We start from the raw sequence: 23,697 nt of genomic DNA on the forward strand, positions 1-23,697 counted from the left end.
ATCAGTTCTCCAGCACGTCGAGCAGGCCAAGGGGCAGCGGAACGTCCATCACACGGTCGAACAGCAGGTACAGACCGATGGCCATCAGCGTGGTCACCACGATGCTCGGCATCCAGCGACCGCCATACAGACGCGCCATCGGAATGCCGATAAGGATGCTGCTGAGGATGAAACCCAGCGGTTCGAACAGACCGGCGAACACCAGCAACAGTGCGACGCAAATGGCGATCTTGGTCAGGGTTTCGCGATCCAGTGGCGGCTCGTCTTCACTGTGTTTGATCGGCGCCGGGCGGAACACCATGTACAGCAGCGCCGCGCCCATCAGGCCGAGCATCAGCAAAGGAAAGGCGCGTGGGCCGACCGGTTCGTAGGAAAAGGCCGCTTGGTACGGCCACGCCATCAATGCCAGGCCGGCGCAAACCAGCAACAGCACGGACGCGAAAATGCGTTGAATAAGCATGGGAGCTCCTGTGCCGCGTCCCCGCAACCGGGAACGCAGCCGCTAGACAGAGACGATCACTGAATCAGGCCGAACTCTTTGGCCAGCACTTTGTAGTCCGCAACCTGCTTCTTCACGTAGGTGTCCAGCTCCGGGCCGGTCATGGCGAAGGGGAACAGTTCACGCTGGTCGCGCAGCTTGGCGAATTCGTCGGAGGCCAGCAGTTTGTCGAACGAGTCTTTCCACCAGGCGTAGTCTTCGTCACTGACTTTTGGCCCGAGGTAGAAGCCGCGCACCACCGGCCAGACGATGTCGTAGCCTTGTTCGCGAGCGGTCGGAATGTCTTTCATTTCCGGCTCGTCGAGACGCTTGTCGGCAAACACCGCGAGCAAGCGCATGTCGCCACTCTGGATGTGCGGCATGGAGTCGGAAATGTCGGTACTGCCGACCTGAATGTGACCGCCGAGCAGGGCCGTGGCGATTTCACCGCCACCTTCAAGCGCAACGTAACGCAGGTCGCGCGGGTTGATCCCGGCAGCCTTGGCGATCAGTGCGGTTTGCATCCAGTCCTGGCTGCCAACGGTGCCGCCGGAACCGATCACCACGGAGCTTGGATCTTTCTTCAGTGCCTGAACGAGATCGTCGAGGGTCTTGTAGGGCGAATCGCTTTTCACCGCGATGGCGCCGTAGCTCGTGCCTACCGCTGCCAACCAGCGGACGTTGGTCTCATCGAAGCGACCGAACTTGCCCTGCGCCAGGTTCAACAGCGAACCGCTCGACCACGCCACCAGCGTACCGGCATCGGCCGGACGCTGCGCAACCACGGCGTTGTAGGCCACTGCACCGACACCACCGGGCATGTAGGTCACACGCATCGGTTTGCTCAGCAGTTTCTGATTGACCAGTGCGCTCTGCACCAGTTTGCAGGTCAGGTCGAAACCACCGCCGGGGGAGGCCGGGGCGATACATTCCGGACGTTTCGGTTCGGCCATCAGTTGGCCGGCAAACAGGATGCAACTGGCGGCCAGTGCAACTTTACGCAGTGACAGGTTCATTCGATTCTCCACGGGCATTGTTGTTATTCGACGTGTTTTTCTTCAGCAGGCCATTACCACAACGCAACGCTATAGCTCACCAGCAAACGCACTTCGTCTGCATCGCGAGCCGAGTAGTTGGAGCGGTAAGTGGCATTACGCAAACGCACGGCGACATCCTTCAAGGCGCCGCTTTGTACTACATATTTGATCTCGGTGTTGCGTTCCCACTCTTTGCCTTCTTCACCGTTCTTGAGCTTGATGTTGTCACCGCTCAAGTAGCGGCTCATGAAACTCAGGCCTGGAATGCCGAGCCTGGCGAAGTCGAAATCATAGCGAGCCTGCCAGGAGCGCTCTTCAGCACCGGCGAAATCATTGATCTGCACGAAGTTGACCAGATACGGGTCGCTGCCATCGACATACGGGAAGGCGCTGTCGCCGGACATGTGCTGATAACCGGCGCTGAACTTGTGGCCGCTCAGCGCATAGCTGACCAGACCGTTGAGCGAGCGGTTGTCGATCTCGCCGCCACGGGCCGCGCCTTGGTCATCGCTGACGGCAAAACGCAGGTCAGTGGCAAACGTGCCCGGGCCCATCGGCCGTGAAGCGACCAGGCCGAAGAAGTGCTGGTTATAGACTTCGTCGAGTTGGGCGAAGTGGTAACTGCCGGTGATCTTGTCGGTGAACTTGTAGTCGACTCCGCCAAAATCGAAGTGCTTGCCGGCGGCGGTGCCGGCAAAACGGCTGTTCTTGTTGTTGAGGGCGATGTCCTCGAAATCGGTGCTGTCGCGATCCTTGGCTTTCTCCAGTCGACCACCGGTGAAGGTCAGGTTCTTGATCTCTTTGGAAGTCAGCAAACCCCCTTCAAAGGTCTGCGGCAGGATGCGCCCATCGTTGGGTTTGAGGATCGGCAGTTCAGGAATCAGGCTGCCGATTTTAAGTTCGGTGGCAGAGATTTTTACTTTGCCGGTCAGGCCGACTTTGGAATACTCGTCCGCCGCGCGCCCGTCATCGTGGGTCGGCAGCAGGCCGGTACCGGTGCGGTCCGGGCTTGAATCGAGTTTGACGCCGAGCATGCCTAAAGCATCGACACCGAACCCCACGGTGCCATCGGTGTAGCCCGATTGCAGATTGAGCATGAAACCCTGAGCCCATTCGTCACGCTTGGATTGCTGAGCGCTGGTGCCATCGCGAAAGTCGCGGTTGAAATACATGTTGCGGGTTTCGAAGGTGGCGCTGCTGTCTTCAATGAAGTCGGCAAAACTCAACGGCGAAAAACCGGCGAGGGCGGCGGCACTGACGAGGGCGGTGTGGCTGAAACGGGAAGGGCGAACAGGCGTGGACGCCTGAGGCTGCATGGACGGCATGCGGGTGTACTCCGTTTATTGTTCTTATTGGTCGAAAACGCTTCATGGCGTTTTTCGTTACGCTGTGTGGCATCAGCGACGGCAGTCGGAACTGTCCGTGGGCCGACTGTAACGAGCTAACCTTTCGCTAACCTTTCAGCTGACTTTCACGGTTTTCGGGCTTCACAGCGGCGGTTGCGGCTGTAAACTCCGCGGCAAAGCGTGGCGCCGGCCATTCCTGAACGAGGTAAAAATCCATGCGTGTTCTGCTCGTCGAAGACCATCTGCAACTGGCCGAAAGTGTCGCTCAGGCGCTCAAGAGCACCGGTCTGACCGTGGATGTGTTGCACGATGGCGTGGCCGCCGATCTGGCGCTGGGCAGTGAGGAATACGCCGTGGCGATCCTCGATGTCGGCCTGCCGCGCATGGACGGTTTCGAGGTGCTCGCGCGTTTGCGCGCTCGCGGCAAGAATCTGCCGGTGCTGATGCTGACCGCGCGCAGCGATGTGAAGGATCGCGTCCACGGCCTCAATCTGGGGGCCGACGATTACCTCGCCAAACCGTTCGAGCTGACTGAGCTGGAGGCACGGGTCAAAGCCTTGCTGCGTCGCAGTGTGCTCGGCGGCGAGCGTCAGCAGCGCTGTGGCGTACTCGCCTATGACCTCGACACCCGGCGCTTCACTCTCGGCGAAGATTTGCTGACGTTGACCTCTCGCGAACAAGCAGTGCTGGAAGCGCTGATCGCCCGGCCAGGTCGGGTCATGAGCAAGGAGCAATTGGCCGCACAGGTGTTCGGTCTCGACGAAGAGGCCAGCCCCGACGCTATCGAAATCTACGTGCACCGCTTGCGCAAGAAACTCGATGGCCAACCCGTCGCCATCGTGACTTTCCGTGGTCTCGGTTACCTGCTGGAAAGCCGCGATGCATAAGCCCAGCAGCCTGCGCTGGCGCTTGCTGTGGAACCTCGCGTTGCTGCTGGTGGTGTTGATGCTCGCCAGCGGATTGAGCGCGTACTGGAACGGTCGCGAAGCCGCCGACACGGCATACGACCGCACGTTGCTGGCCTCGGCGCGGACCATCGCGGCGGGTCTGTCGCAACGTGACGGCACACTGAGTGCCGATGTGCCTTACGTCGCACTCGATACCTTCGCTTATGACAGCGCGGGGCGGATTTACTATCAGGTCAATGACATCCATCAGAAGCTGATTTCCGGCTACGAAAACCTCCCCGGCCCGCCGCCGGGGACGCCGCGCACGGACAGCTATCCCGCGCTGGCGCGCTTCTACAACGCCACGTACAAAGGGCAAAACGTGCGCGTGGTCAGCCTGCTGAAAGCGGTGACCGAACCGAACATGAACGGCATGGCGGAAATTCGCGTCGCCGAAACCGATGAAGCACGGGTGAGCATGGCGCGCAGTCTGGCGGCGGATACGTTGCTGCGTTTGGGTATGTTGGCGATCGGTGCGTTGCTGTTGGTGTGGTTCGCGGTCAGTGCGGCTTTGCGCCCGTTAGAGCGCTTGCGTACAGCGGTGGAAGAGCGGCAGCCCGACGACTTGCGGCCGCTGCCATTGGTTGAGGTGCAGCATGAGCTGTGGCCATTGGTGCGCGGGCTCAATCATTTCACCGAGCGATTGCGCGGTCAGTTCGAACGGCAGGCGCAGTTCATCGCCGATGCGGCCCATGAACTGCGCACACCCTTGGCGGCGCTCAAGGCGCGACTTGAATTGGGCCTGCGTTCAAACGAACCCGAGACGTGGCGCACGACATTGGAATCCTCGGCGCAAAGCACCGATCGCCTGACCCATCTGGCCAATCAGTTGCTGTCACTGGCGCGCGTCGAAAACGGCGCCCGGGCGATTGCCGAGGGCGGTGCGCAGTTGCTCGATCTGAGCCAGTTGGCCCGGGAACTGGGCATGGCCATGGCACCGCTGGCGCACAAGCGCGGGGTGGCGCTGGCGCTGGAGGCGGACGAACCCGTCTGGCTGCGCGGTGAGCCGACGTTGCTGAACGAGTTGCTGAGCAATCTGGTGGACAACGCTTTGGCGCATACGCCACCGGGCGGTAACGTCATTTTGCGCGTGACCACGCCGGCGGTGCTTGAGGTAGAAGATGATGGGCCGGGGATTCCGCTGGAAGAGCGCGATCGGGTGTTCGAACGTTTCTACCGGCGTAATCAGCAGGTGGCAGGTTCAGGGCTGGGGCTGGCGATTGTCGGTGAGATCTGTCGGGCGCATCTGGCCCAGATCAGTTTGCATGATGGTGAGCAGGCGGGGTTGAAGGTGCGGGTCAGTTTTATCGCCGGGTGATTGTGATGGTTTTGCTGGCCCCTTCGCGAGCAGGCTCGCTCCCACAGGGGGAATGCATTTCAATGTGTGAATCAGCTGTGCTCCCACAGGGGGAATTCATTTCATTGTGGGAGCGAGCCTGCTCGCGAATGGGGCGGCGCGATTTCGGATCAGTAAAACATCGTCCGCGACTCTTCCAGATCTTCACACAGCGCTTTGTTCTCCTGATCAATCCCAAGCTTCCTGAACGCCGGAACGGTCATTGGATCAATCCGCGCAAACGGATGATCAGTGTCCTTGTGGCAATACAGGCTCGCCACTTGCACCAGATCGACATAGTCAATTGCTGTCGAATCGCGCTTGAAGTCCTGATAGCGCCCCGGCAATTCCACCAGTCGCTCCGGGAACTCCCAGACCCGCAACAACTTGTCGCCCAGCAACGGATGAATGTGATCGATCACATGGTTGAGGCTGACCGGGTCTGACAACAGTTCGTAGTGATCCTCGGCGTAAGTCAGAATCGGCAGCACGCCAATCTGATGCACCAGCCCGCCGAGCGCTGCCTGATCGGGTTTGAGCTGGGTGTAGCGGCGACACAGCGCATAACTGACCCCGGCAATTTCCAGACTCTTGCGCCAGACTTCGCGCATCTTCTGCTCGACCACTTCGGAGCGGGCGTGGAAGATCTGCTCCATCACCAGACCGATCGCCAGGTTGCTGCTGTAGTTGATGCCCAACCGGGTGATGGCCGTGTGCAGGTCGGTAACTTCCTGCGCGGCGCGCAGCAGCGGGCTGTTGACCACTTTGATCAGGCGCGCCGACAGCGCCGTGTCACGGCCGATCACTTTGCTCAGGTCGCTGACGCTGATTTCCGGGTCTTCAGCGGCCTTGCGAATCTGCAGGGCCACTTCCGGCAACGTGGGCAGAACCAGGTCATCGTTATCGATGGCCTCAACCAAATCCTGTTGGACTTTTTCCGCCAGTTCGCTCATTTAAACTCTCTAGGGTGTTGCAACAAATGCTGCGATCAGCGCTGGATTTCGCGGTCGCGATCCAGTTCGTAAGGCAGGTCGAGCAAATGCAGCGCGGGACCTTCGAGGGTGCCCAGATGCAAATCACCGGCTTCGGCAGCTTCGGCCTGCAGCACCGCCAGGAGTTCAATGTTTTGCCCGGTCTTGGCGGCCAGCACCACTTCGCCGACGGAGCTGTTGTGGCTCGGCGCAAACAGTTGTGTGCCAGGCTCTGGCAAATCAGCGGCGTCCAGGCTCAGGCGATACAAACGACGCTTGAGTTTGCCCAGGTACTGCATGCGCGCGACGATTTCCTGGCCGGTGTAGCAACCCTTCTTGAAACTCACACCGCCGACGGCTTGCAGATTGAGCATCTGCGGGATGAACAGCTCGCGGGTGCTCGGCATGACCTGGCCGATACCGGCGCGGATCTGACCCAGCAACCATTGATTCAGCTCGGCTTCAGGCAGGGCGGCGGACAATTTGGCTTTGATCGCGTCAGCCTGATCGACCGGTGCCCAGAGTTCGGCGCGATCGGGCGAGACGCGAATCGCGATCAGGCTTTCATTACGCACGAGGCTGTCGGTTTCTGCCGGCAAGTCCAGACCGAGGCTGGTCAAGGCGTTATCGCCATGCTCCAGACCAAAGCGTACCCAAGCGGCACTTTCGTCGGTCAGTTTTGATTTGGAGAACACCGCGTACTTTTTCAGATCCGCCAGTTGCGGCTCGAGCAGCTCGCTGGCCATCGCCAGGACCACGCCGTCACCTTCGAGCAGAATGCGGAAGCTCGACTGCATCCGGCCCTTCTGAGTGCAGCGGGCGCCGAGGCTGGCGCGGCTGTCGCTCAGGTAATTGAGGTTGCAGGTCAACTGGCCTTGCAGGAATTTTCCGGCATCCGCGCCGCGAAACGCGAGAACGCCTTCATGAGACAGGGTGCAGAAAAAAGCAGAATCGGCCATGGGTCATCGCAGGGTAAATAGACTGGGGCACATCATAAGGGCGCGTTGGTGAAATGGGTAGTTGATAAAGGATCGGTGGTGCCCGACCAAAGCCGACTGTGCGACCTGCGTGGGGGCTGTATACTTGCCGGCAAATTTGAGGAGGGCCCCATGGTCGAACAAGTTGAACTGAATCGCCTGTTTTGGCACAGCCGTCGCGGCATGCTTGAGCTTGACGTGTTACTGGTGCCGTTCGTGCAGGAGGTTTACGCGACGTTGAACCAGGTGGATCGCGATCTGTATGTGCGTCTGCTGACGTGCGAGGATCAGGACATGTTCGGCTGGTTCATGGAGCGCAGCGAGTCTGAAGATCCGGAATTGCAGCGCATGGTTCGCATGATCCTGGATCGTGTCCAGCCCAAGTAACACGTTCGAATGCCGCTGGCATGCCTCGCGGCAGTTGCTGGCGGCGTATCTGTTGGCCCAGGCGTTCGCACTGGGTGCTTTGTTTCTGCTTTCGATTCCACTCTGGGCCAGTCTGCTTGGGGCTTTAGGCTGCCTGCTTCATGGCGTTTGGGTGTTGCCTCGGCAGATTCTGCTGAATCATCCCAAGGCGTTCCGTGGATTGCGTCGGGACGCCGATGGTTGGCAGGTGTGGAATCAGGCGGATGGTTGGCAAGCGGCGCAGCTGCGCCCGGACAGCCTCGCGCTGCCCTTGATCGTGGTGCTGCGTTTTCGCTTGCGCGGCGAATGGCGGGTCAGATCGATCTGCGTGCCACGGGACTCGCAGGCGGCGGATCTGCACCGACGCTTGCGAGTACGGCTCAAGTTCAGCCGACGTAGGTGGGTGGCACCAGAATAGTGTCGAGTGCTTCGGGCAGCATGTCCGGGTAGTCGAGGGTGTAATGCAGGCCGCGACTTTCCTTGCGCTCCATGGCTGAGCAGATCATCAGTTCGGCGACTTGCGCCAGATTGCGCAACTCGATCAGATCGCGGCTGACTTTATAGTTGCTGTAGAACTCGTCGATCTCGTCCAGCAGCAGACGCACGCGGTGTTGCGCCCGTTGCAGGCGCTTGTTGGTGCGCACGATGCCGACGTAGTCCCACATGAATCGCCGCAGTTCATCCCAGTTGTGCGCGATGATCACGTCTTCGTCCGAGTCGGTCACCTGACTGGCGTCCCACGCGGGCAGGGCGCTTGGCGCGGCGACATCGTCCAGCTGCGCGAGGATGTCCGCCGCCGCCGAACGGGCATAGACAAAGCATTCCAGCAGCGAGTTGCTGGCCATGCGGTTGGCGCCGTGCAGGCCGGTGAAGCTGGTTTCGCCAATCGCGTACAAGCCCGGCACGTCGGTGCGACCTTGTTGATCGACCATCACACCACCGCAGGTGTAGTGCGCGGCGGGTACGACCGGAATAGGTTGTTTGGTGATGTCGATGCCAAAACCGAGGCAGCGCTCATAAACAGTGGGGAAGTGAGTCTTGATGAAGTCTTCGGGCTTGTGGCTGATGTCGAGATAGACGCAGTCGACACCCAGACGCTTCATTTCATGGTCGATGGCCCGGGCGACGATGTCGCGCGGTGCCAGTTCGGCGCGCTTGTCGAAGCGATACATGAAGCGTTCGCCGTTCGGCAGCTTCAGGTGTGCGCCTTCACCGCGCAGAGCTTCAGTAATAAGGAAGCTTTTCGCTTGTGGGTGGTACAGGCAGGTCGGGTGGAACTGGTTGAATTCCAGGTTCGCCACCCGACACCCGGAGCGCCAGGCCATGGCGATGCCATCACCGCAGGCGCCGTCGGGATTGCTGGTATAGAGATAGACCTTGGCTGCGCCGCCCGAAGCCAGAATCACGAAGCGTGCGCCGTAGGTGTCGACTTCGCCGGTTTTGCGGTTGAGTACGTAGGCGCCGAGGCAGCGCTCGCCTTCCATGCCTAAACGGCGTTCGGTAATCAGATCAACGGCAACCCGCTGCTCCAGCAATTCGATGTTCGAACGCTCTATGGCCTGAGTCAGCAAAGTTTTGAAGATTGCGGCACCGGTAGCATCGGCCGCATGGATGATGCGACGGTGGCTGTGACCGCCTTCGCGGGTCAGATGGAATTCGAATCCGCCATCTTCAGTGCCGGATTGATCGTCGCGGGTGAACGGAACACCTTGGTCGATCAGCCACTGAATGGCTTCGCGGCTGTGCTCCACGGTGAAACGCACGGCGTCTTCATGGCACAGACCACCGCCGGCGTTCAGGGTGTCCTCTACATGGGATTCGACAGTATCAGTGTCATCAAGCACGGCGGCGACGCCACCCTGGGCCCAGAAAGTCGAACCATTGGCGAGATCGCCTTTGCTCAAAACGGCAATGCGCAAATGACCCGGCAGGGTCAGCGCGAGACTCAAACCGGCAGCACCGCTGCCAATGACCAGAACATCGTGTTGGAATTGTTGGCTCATTACAGGATTCCGCTCAAAGCGACCCGGGTCGGGGGGTGGCGCAAGACAGCTGGATCGGCGAGTCAAGACAGCCACACAGCCCACTAGTATATAGAGGGGGGGGACGGCACAATAGCCGAGCCGATATGGCATTGTGAAACTACTGTGACGGAAAAAACCGGGTGCTTCGTCGGAAGTTTTTTTCACCCTTTTGGGAAGAACACGACTGTATCGGCGCTGAAACAGGATTTTTCTGCTCAGGGTTGCCCAATGTCCGGGCGGTGCGGCTATAAATAATTGGAACTTTTGCCAAAGGCCCAAGATCAATAGTCGGTGCCAGAAACAAGGGACGTGTCGGCTTCAGTGCGGAATCTGCGGTTGGATTCCTGCCCGGCGAAACCGATAACAAGATTATTCGCGCAGCCGGTTTATCCCGCGCTGCGTTTTTCGTGCGTGCCAAATCAGAGCTCGCAGGAAACTTGCCTGGAGGGGGAGAACTTTTGCGAAAAGCCCGAGTCTATGTTTGCAAGTCTGGTCGTTTAGTTATGCAAGTCTCCTTCGGGCTTATCGAGGAGTGTTCATGCTAACCCAGGAAGAGGATCAGCAGCTGGTCGAGCGCGTTCAACGCGGCGACAAGCGAGCTTTCGATCTGTTGGTGCTGAAGTATCAGCACAAGATTCTCGGGTTGATCGTGCGTTTTGTGCACGACACCCATGAAGCCCAAGACGTGGCTCAGGAAGCCTTTATCAAGGCGTATCGAGCACTTGGAAACTTTCGCGGCGACAGTGCGTTTTATACGTGGCTGTACCGTATTGCCATTAACACGGCGAAGAATTACCTGGTTTCACGCGGCCGCCGGCCGCCGGATAGCGATGTAAGTTCCGAAGACGCAGAGTTCTACGATGGCGATCATGGCCTCAAGGATCTCGAGTCCCCAGAACGTGCACTGCTGCGGGATGAGATCGAAGGCACCGTCCATCGAACCATTCAGCAACTGCCAGAGGATTTGCGTACGGCTTTAACTTTACGTGAATTCGATGGTCTGAGTTACGAGGACATTGCGAGCGTCATGCAATGTCCGGTGGGTACCGTGCGCTCCCGGATTTTCCGCGCCCGGGAGGCCATCGATAAAGCCCTGCAGCCGTTGTTGCAGGAAAACTGAGACAGCGGCGACAGCCAAGAGAGGAACGCCATGAGTCGTGAAGCCCTGCAGGAATCGCTGTCCGCAGTGATGGATAACGAAGCGGACGAACTGGAATTGCGTCGAGTGCTCAATGCACTGGACGATGTTGATACCCGTGAGACCTGGGCTCGTTACCAGATCGCTCGGGCAGCAATGCACAAGGATCTGCTGCTTCCACGTCTGGATATCGCTGCGGCAGTGTCTGCTGCACTGGAAGACGAAACGGCTCCGGCCAAAGTATCTCGCAGCCCATGGCGCAACCTCGGCCGTCTGGCTGTTGCGGCCTCGGTGACTGTTGCCGTTCTGGCCGGTGTTCGCCTGTACAACCAGGACGAAATCGCTGGTGTAGAGCTGGCTCAGCAGTCCAATCAGCCAACCCTGGCGACCCCACAGGTCAAAGGTCCGGCTGTTCTGGCAGGCTATAGTGAGAGTTCGGAAGCCACTGGCCCGATGGCTAACGGCGTACTGCAAGGTCAGCCAGGCTGGCACGATCAGCGTCTGCCAGGTTATCTGCGCCAGCACGCTCAACAGGCTGCACTGAAAGGCACTGAAAGCGCACTGCCATACGCACGTGCAGCAAGTCTGGAAAACCGTTAAGGAGGATCATGCGCGCCATACCTCTACTTTCGCTTCTGCTCAGTGGCTGGTTCATTGTTCCAGCCCATGCTGATGAGGCCCAGGACTGGTTGACCCGTCTGGGCCAGGCCGAGCAGCAGCAAAGCTTTCACGGCACATTCGTATACGAGCGTAACGGTAGCTTTTCTACCCATAACATCTGGCATCGCGTCCAGAATGGCCAGGTCCGCGAGCGTTTACTCCAGCTCGACGGTTCGGCACAGGAAGTCGTGCGCATTGATGGGCATACTCAATGCGTCAGCGGCACCCTGATAGCCGGACTGGGGGATTCTCCCAACTCAGCCGCTCGTCCTCTCGATCCGCAAAAGCTGAAAAACTGGTATGACCTTGCCGTCATCGGCAAATCACGCGTGGCTGGGCGTGACGCAGTGATTGTATCGCTGACACCTCGCGATCAGCATCGTTACGGCTTTGAATTGCATCTGGACAAGAAAACCGGCTTGCCGTTGAAGTCGTTGTTGCTGAACGACAAAGGGCAGTTGCTCGAACGCTTCCAGTTCACCAGTCTGGATACTGATGAAGTCCCTTCGGACAAAGACTTGCAGGCCGACGCCGACTGTAAAGCGATTACGCTCGACAGCGACAAGGCTTCGGCCGTCAAGACTGCTCAGGTATGGCATTCGGACTGGCTGCCACCAGGTTTCGAACTGACCAGCAGCACCTCGCACAAAGATCCGGAAACCAAGACTCAGGTCAACAGCTTGCTGTATGACGACGGTCTGGCGCGTTTTTCGGTTTTCCTTGAGCCATTGAACGGCGCAACCGTCACTGACACGCGGACTCAACTGGGCCCGACCGTTGCCGTTTCCCGGCGCCTGACCACGCCAGAAGGCGAAATGATGGTGACAGTGGTCGGCGAAATTCCGATTGGCACCGCCGAACGAATTGCTCTGTCGATGCGTAACACTGATGGCGCTGCAACCAGCAAGCAGTGAGCTGATTTCAGTCATTACCACTTCTTCGTTGAGACGTAGATGAAATGTTTGCTGAGCATTTTCATTTGCAAATACCCTGAAAATTTTTTATAGGTCAGAGCCTCACGGCTCTGGCCTTGTTTGTTGTTGCCGGAACAAAAATGCCGGTCGGTGGTTTCCGGTGTTCCTTGCTCCATATCGCTTAACCCTGCTCGTCGTAACGGGAGCTGTATGTCGATACCAAGTTTGAAATCCTGTCTTTCCATTTTCGCCACTGTGCTGTTGCTCGGTCAGGCGGTGCCTGCTGCGCAAGCGGCCGATCTGCCTGACTTCACCCAATTGGTCGAACAAGCTTCGCCAGCCGTGGTGAACATCAGTACCACGCAGAAGCTGCCGGACCGTAAAGTGAACCAGCAGATGCCTGATCTGGAAGGTCTGCCGCCGATGCTGCGCGAGTTCTTCGAACGTGGCATGCCGCCTCAGCAGCGTTCGCCGGGCGGTGGTGGTCGTCAGCGTGAAGCGCAGTCGCTGGGCTCAGGCTTCATCATCTCTCCGGATGGCTACATCCTGACCAACAACCACGTGATTGCCGATGCCGACGAAATCCTCGTGCGCCTCGCCGATCGCAGTGAAATGAAAGCCAAACTGATCGGCACTGACCCACGTTCCGACGTTGCCCTGCTGAAAATCGAAGGCAAAGACCTGCCCGTGCTCAAACTCGGTAAATCCCAGGACCTGAAAGCCGGTCAGTGGGTTGTCGCGATCGGTTCGCCGTTCGGCTTTGATCACACCGTGACCCAAGGCATCGTCAGTGCCGTCGGCCGTAGCCTGCCGAACGAAAACTATGTGCCGTTCATTCAGACCGACGTGCCAATCAATCCGGGCAACTCCGGTGGTCCGCTGTTCAACCTGAACGGCGAAGTGGTCGGCATCAACTCGCAGATCTATACCCGCTCCGGCGGCTTCATGGGCGTGTCGTTTGCGATTCCGATCGACGTGGCGATGGACGTTTCCAATCAGCTGAAGAGCGGCGGCAAAGTCAGCCGTGGCTGGTTGGGTGTGGTCATCCAGGAAGTGAACAAGGATCTGGCCGAGTCGTTCGGTCTGGATAAACCGGCCGGCGCGCTGGTTGCCCAGATTCAGGATGACGGCCCGGCAGCCAAGGGCGGCCTGCAAGTCGGCGACGTGATCCTGAGCATGAACGGTCAGCCGATCGTCATGTCTGCTGACCTGCCGCATCTGGTCGGTGCACTGAAAGCTGGCGCCAAAGCCAATCTGGAAGTGATTCGTGAAGGCAAGCGCAAGAACGTCGAGCTGACCGTCGGTGCGATACCTGACGAAGACAAAGAGCTTGATGCACTGCCGAAGTCCGGCGCTGAAAGTACCAGCAACCGCCTCGGTGTTTCAGTGGGCGAGCTGACCGCCGAGCAGAAGAAAACCTACGACCTCAAAGGGGGGTGGTGATCAAGGAAGTGCAGGACGGTCCTGCGGCCCTGATCGGTCTGCAGCCAGGTGACGTGATTACGCACCTGAACAACCAGGCCATCGGTTCCGCCAAGGAATTCGGCGAGATCGCCAAAGCGCTGCCGAAGAATCGTTCGGTGTCGATGCGCGTTCTGCGTCAAGGTCGCGCCAGCTTCATCACCTTCAAGCTGGCTGAATAATCCAGCGGCAGGGTAAAAAAGAAACCGCCTCGGAAGAGGCGGTTTTTTTATGCCTGAAGCTTTTGTCCCGGCGGGTAACGATCACCCCATCATGTCCTTGATCATGCGCTCCTGCTCCATCAGCTCGCGCTGACGGGCATCGATGCGTGAAGACAGCGGGAAGTTGCTGCCAGCCTTGCGCTTGGCAAAGTCCAACTGCTGGATCGCCTGGCGATAATCGCCAACCAGTGCGAAGTACTCCGCGCGCGCCTGGTGCAGGCCAATGATGTTGCCCGACAAGCCACGGGTTTCGGCGACTTGATACCAGACATCCGGATCATCCGGACGTGACTTGAGCAATGCTTCCAGTGCTTTCTCGGCATCAGGTGCGCGATTCTGTTTGAGCAACAGATCCACCCGAACCTGATTCAACGGATAGTTGCCGGGATATTGCGTAAGCATCCGGTCAACCCGCGATTGCGCATCCGGCAGGCGATTGTTGGTGATGTCCAGATCGACCTGGGCAAGGTTGTAGATGATTTCGTTCGGCGAGGTCGCCAGCAATTGCTTCAGATTCTCGCGCGCCTCATTCAATTGGCCGCCCTTGATCTGTGCAATCGCCAGACCGTAGCGCGCCACATCGTTTTTCGGGTTCTCGTCCAGTTGCGCACGGAAACGCTTGGCACCCAGGCCCGGGGTTTCTTCGTAGATCAGCTGCACGCGGGTGCGGATCAACTGATAGCGTTTGGAATCTTCGATTCCGCCTGGCTTGGCCTGTTCGGCACGGTTGCGGGTATCGGCGATACGCGATTCGGTGACCGGGTGAGTCAGCAGGAATTCCGGGGGCTTGGCGTCGAAACGGTATTGACGCATCAGACGCTCGAACATGGTCGGCATCGAGCGCGGGTCATATCCGGCCTTTTCCAGATTGAGGATACCGATGCGGTCGGCTTCCTGTTCGTTCTGACGGGAAAAGGTCCGTTGCGATTGAATCGCCGCTGCCTGTGTACCGGCAATTGTTGCGATGCCAGCGTCACCGCCACCGGCCGCCGCAATGACGATGCCGGCCAGCAGCGCGGCCATCATCGGCACCTGCATCCGCTGCGAAGCCTCGACGCCGCGCGCGAAGTGACGTTGCGACAAATGCGCCAATTCGTGTGCGAGAACCGAGGCATATTCACCCTCGGTCTGCGCATTGAGGAACAAACCGCCGTTGACCCCGACCACGCCGCCCGGCGCAGCGAAGGCGTTGAGCTGCGGGCTGTTGATCAGAATGAATTCAAGGCGTCGGTCCGTCACCTGGCTGGTCTCAACCAGCTTGTACACGCTGGATTCGACGTAGTCCTTGAGCTGCGGATCATTAAGTTGTGAGACCTGACTGCGCAACATCGCCAGCCAGGCACGACCGAGCTGATATTCCTGTTGCGGCGAGACAATGGCAGAACTGGCGTCGCCGAGTGACGGCAGATCGTCGGCAAAGCCTGGTGAGGCGAGCAGGCAAGCGAGCGTCAGCAGGGTAGGGCGCAGAAAAGTCATGCACAAAGCCTTAGAAGACAAAGACCTTACTGTAGCCGGACACCGGAGCTGCGACCAGATATTCTAGGCAGCTCGACGACCCGAACCGGAGTGACGCAATGACTGACGCTGTAGCCCATGACGTGGAACTGGACGCCAGTGGCCTGAATTGTCCGTTGCCGTTGCTCAAGGCAAAAATGGAACTCAACAAACTCCAAAGTGGCGCCGTCCTCAAGGTGATCGCCACGGATGCTGGCTCGCAGCGCGACTTTCGCACCTTTGCCAGATTGGCCGGTCATACGCTGCTGCGTGAAGAAGACGAAGCAGGCGTTTACCGTTACTGGTTGAAAAAGGCCTGAACCCACAGCGTAAAAGACCTAAGGATTATTGATGTTCAAAGTGTTACGCGACTGGATTCAGCGCTATTTCTCCGATGAAGAAGCCGTGGTGCTGGCGGTGCTGCTGTTTCTCGCCTTCACCGCGGTGCTCACCCTCGGCGGCATGCTCGCGCCGGTGCTGGCAGGGATGGTGCTGGCGTATCTGATGCAAGGCCTGGTGGTCACGCTGGAGCGCCTGCGCGTGCCGGGTGGCGTGGCGGTCGGCTTGGTGTTTGCGCTGTTCATGGGCGTACTGATGGTGTTCATCGTCGTGGTCGTGCCGTTGCTTTGGCATCAATTGATTACCTTGTTCAATGAGCTGCCGGGCATGCTCGCCAAGTGGCAATCGCTGCTGTTATTGCTGCCGGAGCGCTATCCGCATCTGGTGTCCGACGAGCAAGTGTTGCAGGCGATCGAGGCGGCGCGCGGCGAGATTGGCAAGTTTGGCCAATGGGCGCTGACATTCTCATTGTCGAGTCTGCCGCTGCTGGTGAACATCATGATCTATCTGGTACTGGTGCCGATTCTGGTGTTCTTCTTCCTCAAGGACCGGGCCATGATCGGCGAATGGGTGCGTGGCTACTTGCCGCGTGAACGTGCGTTGATCACCCGGGTTGCGCAGGAAATGAACCGGCAGATCGCGAATTATATTCGCGGCAAAGTCATCGAAATCGTGATTTGCGGCGGCGTGACCTACATCGCTTTCGTGGCGCTCGGTCTCAACTACGCGGCACTGCTGGCGTTGCTGGTCGGTGTGTCGGTGGTGGTGCCGTACGTTGGCGCGGTGGTGGTGACCGTGCCGGTGCTGTTGATCGCGCTGTTCCAGTGGGGCTGGAGCGATCAGTTCATCTATTTGATGGCGGTGTACGGGATCATCCAGACGCTGGATGGCAACGTGCTGGTGCCGTTGCTGTTCTCGGAGGCGGTCAATCTGCATCCGGTGGCGATTATCTGCGCGGTGCTGTTGTTTGGCGGGTTGTGGGGATTCTGGGGGGTGTTCTTTGCGATCCCGCTGGCAACGCTGTTCAAGGCGGTGCTGGATGCGTGGCCGCGCAAGGAGCCGGCGGTGGCACCGCTGCTGTAACGATTGATCCAGATTTTGTAGAAAGGCTATTCGCGAGCAGGCTCGCTCCCACATTGGATCTGTGGCGTTCACAAGTCCAATGTGGGAGCGAGCTTGCTCGCGAAGGCGTCAATGAGGGCGACGCAAAACCATCAGGCTTTATTCAGATCCTGAGCAGCAGCCAGCACTGCATCCACATGCCCCGGCACTTTCACACCACGCCACTCCTGACGCAGCACACCGTCCTTATCAATCAGGAAAGTGCTGCGATCAACGCCCAGGTATTCCTTGCCGTACAGCTTCTTCAGCTTGATCACGTCGAACAGCTGGCAGACAGCCTCGTCCTTGTCGCTGATCAGCTCGAACGGAAACTCCTGCTTGCACTTGAAGTTCTCGTGGGACTTCAGGCTGTCGCGGGAGATTCCGAAAATCTCGGTGTTGGCAGCCTGGAACGCTGCGTACTGGTCACGAAAGCCCTGACCTTCAGTTGTGCAGCCCGGCGTGCTGTCCTTCGGGTAGAAGTAGATCACCACTTGCTTGCCCTTCAGGGCGGACAGGCTGACAGTCTGCCCGCTGGTGGCAGGTGCTTCGAAATCGGCAACCGGTTGGTCGATGACAACGGCCATGAAAGCTTCCTTACATTGGGTTCTGTGGGCGCCAGGGTTCGATCAGTGCGTCCAGGTTCATCGCATCGGAGAAGTCGAGGAACTGGTCGCGCAGCCAACTGATCTGGGTGCCGGCCGGCAGGGTCACGGTGAACGTGGCGTTGAGCATGGTGCCGCCGGTTTGCGGCGCCTGATAAGTGTCACAGGTCAGGTTTTCCAGCTCGACGTTGTGATCCATGAAGAACTGGCACAGCTCATTGATGATGTCCGGGCGATACGCCGAACTGACGTAAGCCACGTATGGTAGAGCTTGCGGACGATTTTCCAGCGGCGCGCTGCGCACCACATTGGCGGTAAAGGCGTGTTTTTTGGCCAGGCCCGGCAGGCTGCCTTCCAGGCGAGCGAGAGCGTCCCAGCTGCCGGAGATCTCGAGGATCAGCGCACTGCACTCGCCGTGGCGGGTCAGGCGCGAAGTAACCACGGCGCAGCGATTTTCATGGCTGGCGCGGCACAGGACGTTAGTCAGCTCCATGGGGTTGGCGCCAAGGGCACTGATGACAAGGAATTGTTCGCGAACTGTGGGGGTGGACATGCAGCATTCCTAAAGCGATGAGCGGTCGGTAGGTTTACGCGCGTTGGCTGCCGGGGAATGCCTGTTCTGGGCGTCCGTACTAAAAGACCCGGCAAGCGCTCGCGGCTCGCTCCACTATAGCGGGAGCGCGTCGATGCGACGCAGGAACGGGGTCTGGGAGGCCGTAAAGGAAGGCTGAAACCCGGCGTACAAGCTGATCAGTACCGATCAAAGTCTGAAGGGTAGCGAAAAGCAGCGCCAAGGGGAATGGCAGCAGCGCAGTACTTCGCTTGTGCAAGCATCTTGGCGCCAGTACCATTACCGCTCTCTTTTTCCGGCAGGAGCGGTTTCATGATTGCGGGCAGTATGGTGGCACTGGTCACTCCCATGGATGCACAAGGGCGTCTTGACTGGGACAGCCTCAGCAAACTCGTGGACTTCCATCTCAAGAACGGCACCCATGCCATTGTCGCGGTCGGTACTACCGGCGAGTCGGCAACCCTTGATGTAGAAGAACACATCGCCGTCATCAAAGCCGTGGTAAAACAGGTTGCCGGGCGCATTCCGGTCATCGCCGGCACTGGCGCCAACTCGACCCGTGAAGCCGTCGAGCTGACCCGCAACGCCAAAGAAGCCGGCGCCGATGCCTGCCTGCTGGTCGTGCCGTATTACAACAAACCGACTCAGGAAGGTTTGTACCAGCACTTCAAGTACATCGCTGAAGCGGTCGACATTCCACAGATTCTCTACAACGTTCCTGGCCGCACGTCGTGCGACATGCAGGCCGAGACCGTGATTCGCCTGTCCACCGTGCCGAACATCATCGGTATCAAGGAAGCCACTGGCGACCTGAAGCGCGCCAAGGCGATCATCGATGGTGTGAGCAAGGATTTCATCGTGCTGTCCGGCGATGATCCGACCGCCGTTGAACTGATCCTGCTGGGCGGTAAAGGCAACATCTCTGTTACCGCCAACGTCGCGCCGCGCGAAATGGCTGATCTGTGCGAGGCCGCGCTGAAAGGCGACGCCGACACCGCACGGGCGATCAACGAAAAACTGATGCCGCTGCACAAAGACCTGTTCATCGAAGCCAACCCGATTCCGGTGAAGTGGGCTTTGGTTGAAATGGGCCTGATGCACGAAGGCATCCGCTTGCCACTGACCTGGCTGAGCACACCTTGTCATGAAACGCTTCGCACGGCCCTGCGCCAGTGCAGCGTCCTGGTTTAATTGAGGAAGTACAACGCATGAAGCGAATGGCCGGACTTTCCGCACTTGCCTTGATTATCTCCAGCACCAGTGGCTGCGGATGGGTCTGGGGGCCGGAAGGTTATTTCCGCGACCGTGGTAGCGATTACCTGCAAGCGCAACAGACTGCACCGATGCAACTGCCGCCGGAAGTCAGCACTTCCAAGCGCCTGGATCCGCTGTTGCCGATCCCGCGTAACGTTGCTGATGACACCGCCAAGGGCGAATACATTGTTCCGCGTCCTCAGCCGCTGTCGGCCGTTGCCGATGCCAGCGATTACTCGCTGCAGAAGAGCGGTGATTCGCGTTGGGTCGTGGCCCAGCATCCACCGGCCGAAGTCTGGCCAGTGGCGGTGCAGTTCTTCCAGGACAACGGTTTCCGTCTGGATGAACAGCGCCCGCAAACCGGCGAATTCACCACCACCTGGCAGCACTCCGATGAACTGTCCGCGTCCATGGCCAAGCGCCTGAGCGCAGCCGGCATTGCCAGCGACAGCGAAACCCGTGTGCGTGTTCGCATCGAGCCGGGCGTGCAGCGCAACACCAGTGAAATCTACGTGGTCAGCGCCGAGCGTCCTGCCGGCAGCACTGCCGACGTCGCCTTCACCAACCGTTCGGTCAACACTGGCCTGGACGCAGCGCTGGTCGACGACATGCTTGCAAGCATGAGCCGGATCTCCGAGAAGGGCGGTTCGGTGTCGATGCTGGCTTCTCGTGATTTCGATACCCCGAGCCGTGTCAGCCTCAGTGAAGACGGCAGCGGTAACCCGGTGTTGAACGTCGGTACCGACCTGGACCGTGCCTGGTCGAGCGTTGGCCGTGCACTGGAACAAGGCGAATGGCGCGTTGAAGACATCAACCGCAGCCTGGGCCTGTACTACATCAACCTGGCCGAAAAAGCCGAGAAGAAAGACGACAAGCCTGGTTTCTTCAGCAGCCTGTTCGGCAGTGCGCCGAGCAAGGAAGAAGTTGAAGCCCGTGCCGAGCGTTATCAGGTTCGCCTGAGCAAGGTTGGCGAGAACATTCAGGTGACCGTCGAGAAAAACATCAACACCGTCGCGCCGGCTGAAGTGGCACGCAAAGTGTTGAGCGTGATTCAGGACAACCTGGGCTGATCAACCATGCGTTTTGCCGTTCTCGGCAGCGGTAGCCAAGGGAACGGCACGCTGATCGCCAGCGCTGATACGTATGTGCTGGTGGATTGTGGTTTTTCCCTGCGGGAAACCGAAAAACGCCTGTTGCGCCTGGGTGTGAACCCGGCGCAACTGAGCGCGATACTCGTAACCCACGAACATGCCGACCACGTGCATGGCGTGGGTTTGCTGTCTCGGCGCTACAATCTACCGGTCTACCTCAGTCGTGGCACACTGCGCGGGATGCGCAAACCGATTGAACCCGCAGGCTTTCTGGCCGGCGGCGAGCAACTGCAGATCGGTGCACTGAACATCGGGGTCATTGCCGTGGCCCATGATGCGCAGGAACCGACCCAGTATGTCTTCAGTGATCACCAGCAGCGGCGCTTCGGCCTGCTGACCGACCTGGGGTCCTACTGCGAGCGGGTGCTGGACGGTTATCGGGATCTCGATGCGTTGATGATCGAGTCCAACCATTGTCGCGACATGCTGGCCCGTGGTCATTACCCGTACTTTCTCAAGCAGCGGGTGGGCGGCGAGCTGGGACATTTGAACAACCATCAGGCGGCATTCCTGGTGTCGGAGTTGGGCTGGCAGGGCTTGCAACACCTGGTCCTGGCCCACCTGAGCAGCAAGAACAACCTGCCGCAGCTGGCCCGGCAATGTTTTGTCGACACCCTCGGGTGCGACCCGGACTGGCTGCAACTGGCCGATCAAGATTCAGGGCTCGACTGGCGCCACATCGCCTAGCCCACCTACTTAGCAAGCGGAGCCCATCATGGAAAAACGTGAAGAACTCTACCGCGGCAAAGCCAAATCGGTTTACAAGACCGACGACGCTGACCGCTTGATCCTGCTGTTTCGCAACGACACCTCGGCGTTCGACGGCAAGCGCATCGAGCAGCTCGACCGCAAAGGCATGGTCAACAACAAGTTCAACGCCTTCATCATGCAGAAACTTGAAGCGGCCGGCATTCCGACCCAATTCGACAAGCTGCTGGCCGACAACGAAGTTCTGGTGAAGAAGCTCGACATGATTCCGGTCGAGTGCGTCGTGCGTAACTACGCCGCTGGTAGCCTGGTCAAGCGTCTGGGCGTCGAAGAAGGCCTGAAGCTCAACCCTTACACCTTCGAACTGTTTCTGAAGGACGACGCCAAGGGCGATCCGTTCATCAACGAATCCCACGTTGTGGCATTCGGCTGGGGCACCGCCGAGCAACTGGTTCGCATGAAGGAACTGTCGCTCAAGGTCAACGAAGTCCTGACCAAACTGTTCGACGACGCAGGCCTGTTGTTGGTCGACTTCAAGCTTGAGTTCGGCGTGTTCAGCGACGGCTCGATCGTCCTCGGCGACGAGTTCAGCCCGGATGGCTGCCGTCTGTGGGACAAGGACACCAAGAAGAAGATGGACAAAGACCGCTTCCGTCAGGGCCTCGGTGACGTCATCGAAGCCTACGAAGAAGTCGCCAATCGTCTGGGCGTACCGCTTTAATCGACGCAAGCATCTGATAGCACGAAGAAATTTTCGAAAGAGGGTTTGCTTTCGGTAAAAGTGTTGTTATGATGCGCGCCGTTGGAGAGATGCCAGAGTGGCCGAATGGGACGGATTCGAAATCCGTTGTACCTTCACCGGTACCTAGGGTTCGAATCCCTATCTCTCCGCCATTACATAGAAAAAGCCCCGTAGATGAAAATCTACGGGGCTTTTTTGTTTTCGGGCAAAAGCCAGAAGATGCGCAACCCAGTGTCATCCTCGCGAATCAACCCCCGTCTCACCCTGCATAAAAAAGCCCCGCTGAATCAAACCAGTGGGGCTTTCTCATTTCTGCAGAAGCAAATTACCCCTGCATTGGACATTCACGACGGCAAATGTCCAACCAGACTAATGCGGTTAAATCTCCTTCACCGGCGTCTCCCCCTGCACAGCCTTGATCAGCCCGATCACATGCAAACAATCCGCTTTATTCACGTACGACTCGCCACTGGCGATGGTCTCGTGGTTACCCGCCCTCAGCCGCCAGCGCCATTGTCCTTTGCCGGTGCTCGGGGTGCCTCTGGATTGCCTGTAAATCTCGAAATACATTCAGTTCGCTCCATGCGATTGATTTTGTGCGACAGCCTGTGTGGCGCATGCTCGCAAGCCTAGCGCAGAAGGTTTTTTTGGCTATCGGACATTTGTTTCCAATCGTTCGCGGATGTTTCTGAAGGGCGCGGGCTAGAGCGTGTAGATAGGCCTCTGGATTGGCCAATATGACGCCGTCTGCTCCTTGCAACGTTGTCGACGCTGCTGCTTAATACGGGACGGCTCATGGCGTCGAATATCCTTCGACGACCGACAAACACTATAAAAAGAGCACTCCTTTGACTGAGCACGGAACGCAACAGGCGGGGCAGGTGACGTTATCGCTGGTGGTCCCCGTATTTAACGAAGAGGACAGCCTCGACACCTTTCTGCGGCGCATCAATGACGTCTTTCAGATGCAGGCGTCAATCGATCTTGAACTGGTGTTCGTCAACGACGGCAGTACCGATGCCACGCTCGAACGCCTGCTCGAACATCAGCATCAGGATGCGCGTCTGCGTATCGTCGACCTGAGCCGCAACTTCGGCAAAGAGGCGGCGCTATCCGCCGGTCTGCAGATCGCGACCGGGCAGATCGTGGTGCCGATCGATGCTGACCTGCAGGATCCTCCGGAAGTCATTCTGCAAATGATCGAGCGCTGGCGTGAAGGCTTTGAAGTGGTGCTCGGTCACCGCATCAGCCGTCGCAGCGACACCTGGGCCAAGCAGACCTCGGCGCACTGGTTCTACCGCCTGCACAACAAAATTGCCGAACAGCCTTTACCCGAAAACGTCGGCGATTTTCGCCTGATGGATCGCTGCGTGGTCGATGCCTTGCTGACGCTGCCCGAATCCCGGCGCTTCATGAAAGGCCTGTTCGCCTGGGTCGGCTTTCGTACTACCCACGTCGATTACGAGCGCCCGGAGCGCGCAGCGGGGCAGAGCAAGTTCAATGGCTGGCGGCTGTGGAATTTCGCGCTGGAGGGCATCACCAGTTTCAGTACCGAGCCGCTGCGAGTCTGGACATACGTGGGCGCTCTGGTGTCGCTGGTGTCTTTTGCCTTCGCCATTTTCATTGTCGTGCGCACCTTGATTCATGGTGTCGACTTGCCCGGTTATGCCTCGCTGATGGTGGCCGTGACCTTTCTCGGCGGACTGCAATTGATCGGCATCGGTGTGCTCGGCGAGTACCTGGGCCGCACCTATATCGAATCCAAACGCCGGCCGGTTTTTCTGGTGCGTCGCGTCTACGACCCCAAGGACTGACAC

Annotated in this window: 24 protein-coding genes, 1 tRNA gene and 1 pseudogene; 16 read left to right on the forward strand and 10 right to left on the reverse strand. The window is 58.8% G+C overall.

The window, feature by feature from the left end:
• Nucleotide 1: 1 nt before the first annotated feature.
• Genes AB4N44_RS24305 through AB4N44_RS24315 form a run of 3 tightly spaced genes read right to left on the reverse strand, consistent with a single transcriptional unit; the run spans nucleotide 2 to nucleotide 2,840 of the window.
• The gene (locus AB4N44_RS24305; protein WP_007911434.1) at nucleotides 2–460 is read right to left on the reverse strand and encodes a tripartite tricarboxylate transporter TctB family protein; all 459 of its coding nucleotides are present in this window, start codon (nucleotides 458–460) and stop codon (nucleotides 2–4) included.
• Nucleotides 461–516: 56 nt separating this feature from the next.
• The gene (locus tag AB4N44_RS24310) at nucleotides 517–1,494 is read right to left on the reverse strand and encodes a Bug family tripartite tricarboxylate transporter substrate binding protein (protein WP_034153137.1); all 978 of its coding nucleotides are present in this window, start codon (nucleotides 1,492–1,494) and stop codon (nucleotides 517–519) included.
• Between the two features lie 53 nt (nucleotides 1,495–1,547).
• The gene (locus AB4N44_RS24315; protein ID WP_127926190.1) at nucleotides 1,548–2,840 is read right to left on the reverse strand and encodes an OprD family porin; all 1,293 of its coding nucleotides are present in this window, start codon (nucleotides 2,838–2,840) and stop codon (nucleotides 1,548–1,550) included.
• Between the two features lie 236 nt (nucleotides 2,841–3,076).
• On the opposite strand from AB4N44_RS24315, the gene AB4N44_RS24320 reads away from it, so the two are divergent.
• Both AB4N44_RS24320 and AB4N44_RS24325 read left to right on the forward strand, forming a co-directional pair.
• Nucleotides 3,077–3,748 carry a response regulator gene (locus AB4N44_RS24320; protein WP_102900255.1) on the forward strand — a complete coding sequence of 224 codons (672 nt, stop codon included), beginning with the start codon at nucleotides 3,077–3,079 and terminating at the stop codon, nucleotides 3,746–3,748.
• Nucleotides 3,741–5,126, forward strand: a complete 1,386-nt coding sequence (locus tag AB4N44_RS24325) for a sensor histidine kinase (protein WP_460107141.1) — start codon at nucleotides 3,741–3,743, stop codon at nucleotides 5,124–5,126. Before AB4N44_RS24320 ends, AB4N44_RS24325 begins: the two co-directional genes overlap by 8 nt.
• A gap of 149 nt (nucleotides 5,127–5,275) precedes the next feature.
• On the opposite strand, the gene AB4N44_RS24330 is transcribed toward AB4N44_RS24325, so the two are convergent.
• Together AB4N44_RS24330 and ygfZ are read right to left on the reverse strand one after the other, a co-directional pair.
• Complete coding sequence (locus tag AB4N44_RS24330) at nucleotides 5,276–6,097, reverse strand: HDOD domain-containing protein (protein ID WP_064388478.1); 822 nt, start codon at nucleotides 6,095–6,097, stop codon at nucleotides 5,276–5,278.
• Between the two features lie 35 nt (nucleotides 6,098–6,132).
• Nucleotides 6,133–7,074: a CAF17-like 4Fe-4S cluster assembly/insertion protein YgfZ gene (gene ygfZ, locus AB4N44_RS24335; RefSeq protein ID WP_460107139.1), complete on the reverse strand. Its 942-nt coding sequence runs from the start codon at nucleotides 7,072–7,074 to the stop codon at nucleotides 6,133–6,135.
• Between the two features lie 150 nt (nucleotides 7,075–7,224).
• Here ygfZ and AB4N44_RS24340 point away from each other — a divergent pair, with 150 nt between their 5' ends.
• Both AB4N44_RS24340 and AB4N44_RS24345 read left to right on the forward strand, forming a co-directional pair.
• Nucleotides 7,225–7,479, forward strand: coding sequence for an FAD assembly factor SdhE (locus AB4N44_RS24340; protein WP_007911418.1), 255 nt, complete (start codon nucleotides 7,225–7,227; stop codon nucleotides 7,477–7,479).
• The gene (locus AB4N44_RS24345) at nucleotides 7,463–7,915 is read left to right on the forward strand and encodes a protein YgfX (RefSeq protein WP_127926192.1); all 453 of its coding nucleotides are present in this window, start codon (nucleotides 7,463–7,465) and stop codon (nucleotides 7,913–7,915) included. The genes AB4N44_RS24340 and AB4N44_RS24345 overlap by 17 nt, the downstream gene beginning before the upstream one ends.
• Here AB4N44_RS24345 and nadB read toward each other — a convergent pair.
• Nucleotides 7,884–9,500 (reverse strand): L-aspartate oxidase, encoded by a 1,617-nt coding sequence (nadB, locus tag AB4N44_RS24350; protein ID WP_460107136.1) that lies wholly within the window; start codon nucleotides 9,498–9,500, stop codon nucleotides 7,884–7,886. The two genes, AB4N44_RS24345 and nadB, sit on opposite strands and share 32 nt — an antisense overlap.
• Before the next feature lie 559 nt (nucleotides 9,501–10,059).
• Here nadB and rpoE point away from each other — a divergent pair.
• From rpoE to AB4N44_RS24370, 4 genes and pseudogenes are all read left to right on the forward strand, one after another.
• Nucleotides 10,060–10,641, forward strand: coding sequence for an RNA polymerase sigma factor RpoE (gene rpoE, locus AB4N44_RS24355; protein ID WP_003172477.1), 582 nt, complete (start codon nucleotides 10,060–10,062; stop codon nucleotides 10,639–10,641).
• Nucleotides 10,642–10,671: 30 nt separating this feature from the next.
• Complete coding sequence (locus AB4N44_RS24360; protein WP_034153146.1) at nucleotides 10,672–11,259, forward strand: sigma-E factor negative regulatory protein; 588 nt, start codon at nucleotides 10,672–10,674, stop codon at nucleotides 11,257–11,259.
• Between the two features lie 8 nt (nucleotides 11,260–11,267).
• Nucleotides 11,268–12,233 carry a MucB/RseB C-terminal domain-containing protein gene (locus tag AB4N44_RS24365; RefSeq protein WP_127926194.1) on the forward strand — a complete coding sequence of 322 codons (966 nt, stop codon included), beginning with the start codon at nucleotides 11,268–11,270 and terminating at the stop codon, nucleotides 12,231–12,233.
• A gap of 210 nt (nucleotides 12,234–12,443) precedes the next feature.
• Nucleotides 12,444–13,876, forward strand: a pseudogene (locus AB4N44_RS24370) (DegQ family serine endoprotease).
• An 81-nt stretch (nucleotides 13,877–13,957) separates the two neighbouring features.
• On the opposite strand, the gene AB4N44_RS24375 reads toward AB4N44_RS24370, so the two are convergent.
• Nucleotides 13,958–15,391: a M48 family metalloprotease gene (locus AB4N44_RS24375; protein WP_007911401.1), complete on the reverse strand. Its 1,434-nt coding sequence runs from the start codon at nucleotides 15,389–15,391 to the stop codon at nucleotides 13,958–13,960.
• Between the two features lie 98 nt (nucleotides 15,392–15,489).
• On the opposite strand from AB4N44_RS24375, the gene AB4N44_RS24380 reads away from it, so the two are divergent.
• A complete protein-coding gene (locus tag AB4N44_RS24380) occupies nucleotides 15,490–15,729 on the forward strand; it encodes a sulfurtransferase TusA family protein (RefSeq protein ID WP_038358357.1) in 240 nt (79 codons plus the stop codon).
• Nucleotides 15,730–15,760: 31 nt separating this feature from the next.
• The gene (locus AB4N44_RS24385) at nucleotides 15,761–16,831 is read left to right on the forward strand and encodes an AI-2E family transporter (protein WP_150651474.1); all 1,071 of its coding nucleotides are present in this window, start codon (nucleotides 15,761–15,763) and stop codon (nucleotides 16,829–16,831) included.
• A 131-nt stretch (nucleotides 16,832–16,962) separates the two neighbouring features.
• On the opposite strand, the gene AB4N44_RS24390 is transcribed toward AB4N44_RS24385, so the two are convergent.
• Both AB4N44_RS24390 and AB4N44_RS24395 read right to left on the reverse strand, forming a co-directional pair.
• Nucleotides 16,963–17,436, reverse strand: coding sequence for a peroxiredoxin (locus AB4N44_RS24390; protein WP_007911395.1), 474 nt, complete (start codon nucleotides 17,434–17,436; stop codon nucleotides 16,963–16,965).
• 10 nt (nucleotides 17,437–17,446) lie between these two features.
• Nucleotides 17,447–18,007 carry a glycine cleavage system transcriptional repressor gene (locus AB4N44_RS24395; RefSeq protein ID WP_038358363.1) on the reverse strand — a complete coding sequence of 187 codons (561 nt, stop codon included), beginning with the start codon at nucleotides 18,005–18,007 and terminating at the stop codon, nucleotides 17,447–17,449.
• Nucleotides 18,008–18,337: 330 nt separating this feature from the next.
• On the opposite strand from AB4N44_RS24395, the gene dapA reads away from it, so the two are divergent.
• The 5 genes from dapA (at nucleotide 18,338) to AB4N44_RS24420 (ending at nucleotide 22,032) form a co-directional block, all read left to right on the forward strand.
• Complete coding sequence (gene dapA / locus AB4N44_RS24400; protein WP_127926200.1) at nucleotides 18,338–19,216, forward strand: 4-hydroxy-tetrahydrodipicolinate synthase; 879 nt, start codon at nucleotides 18,338–18,340, stop codon at nucleotides 19,214–19,216.
• Between the two features lie 17 nt (nucleotides 19,217–19,233).
• Nucleotides 19,234–20,349 carry an outer membrane protein assembly factor BamC gene (gene bamC, locus AB4N44_RS24405; protein ID WP_034153155.1) on the forward strand — a complete coding sequence of 372 codons (1,116 nt, stop codon included), beginning with the start codon at nucleotides 19,234–19,236 and terminating at the stop codon, nucleotides 20,347–20,349.
• A gap of 6 nt (nucleotides 20,350–20,355) precedes the next feature.
• Nucleotides 20,356–21,117, forward strand: coding sequence for an MBL fold metallo-hydrolase (locus AB4N44_RS24410; RefSeq protein WP_095119104.1), 762 nt, complete (start codon nucleotides 20,356–20,358; stop codon nucleotides 21,115–21,117).
• Between the two features lie 28 nt (nucleotides 21,118–21,145).
• Entirely contained in the window at nucleotides 21,146–21,859 is a 714-nt protein-coding gene (gene purC / locus AB4N44_RS24415; protein WP_008077821.1) for a phosphoribosylaminoimidazolesuccinocarboxamide synthase, read from the forward strand.
• Nucleotides 21,860–21,942: 83 nt separating this feature from the next.
• Nucleotides 21,943–22,032 (forward strand) — tRNA-Ser (locus AB4N44_RS24420).
• A 226-nt stretch (nucleotides 22,033–22,258) separates the two neighbouring features.
• Here AB4N44_RS24420 and AB4N44_RS24425 read toward each other — a convergent pair.
• Nucleotides 22,259–22,450, reverse strand: a complete 192-nt coding sequence (locus AB4N44_RS24425) for a YegP family protein (RefSeq protein WP_016984684.1) — start codon at nucleotides 22,448–22,450, stop codon at nucleotides 22,259–22,261.
• A 278-nt stretch (nucleotides 22,451–22,728) separates the two neighbouring features.
• Here AB4N44_RS24425 and AB4N44_RS24430 point away from each other — a divergent pair, with 278 nt between their 5' ends.
• Nucleotides 22,729–23,694: a glycosyltransferase family 2 protein gene (locus AB4N44_RS24430; protein WP_127926201.1), complete on the forward strand. Its 966-nt coding sequence runs from the start codon at nucleotides 22,729–22,731 to the stop codon at nucleotides 23,692–23,694.
• Nucleotides 23,695–23,697 lie beyond the last annotated feature (3 nt).

Source organism: Pseudomonas sp. S3_C06, assembly GCF_054667675.1.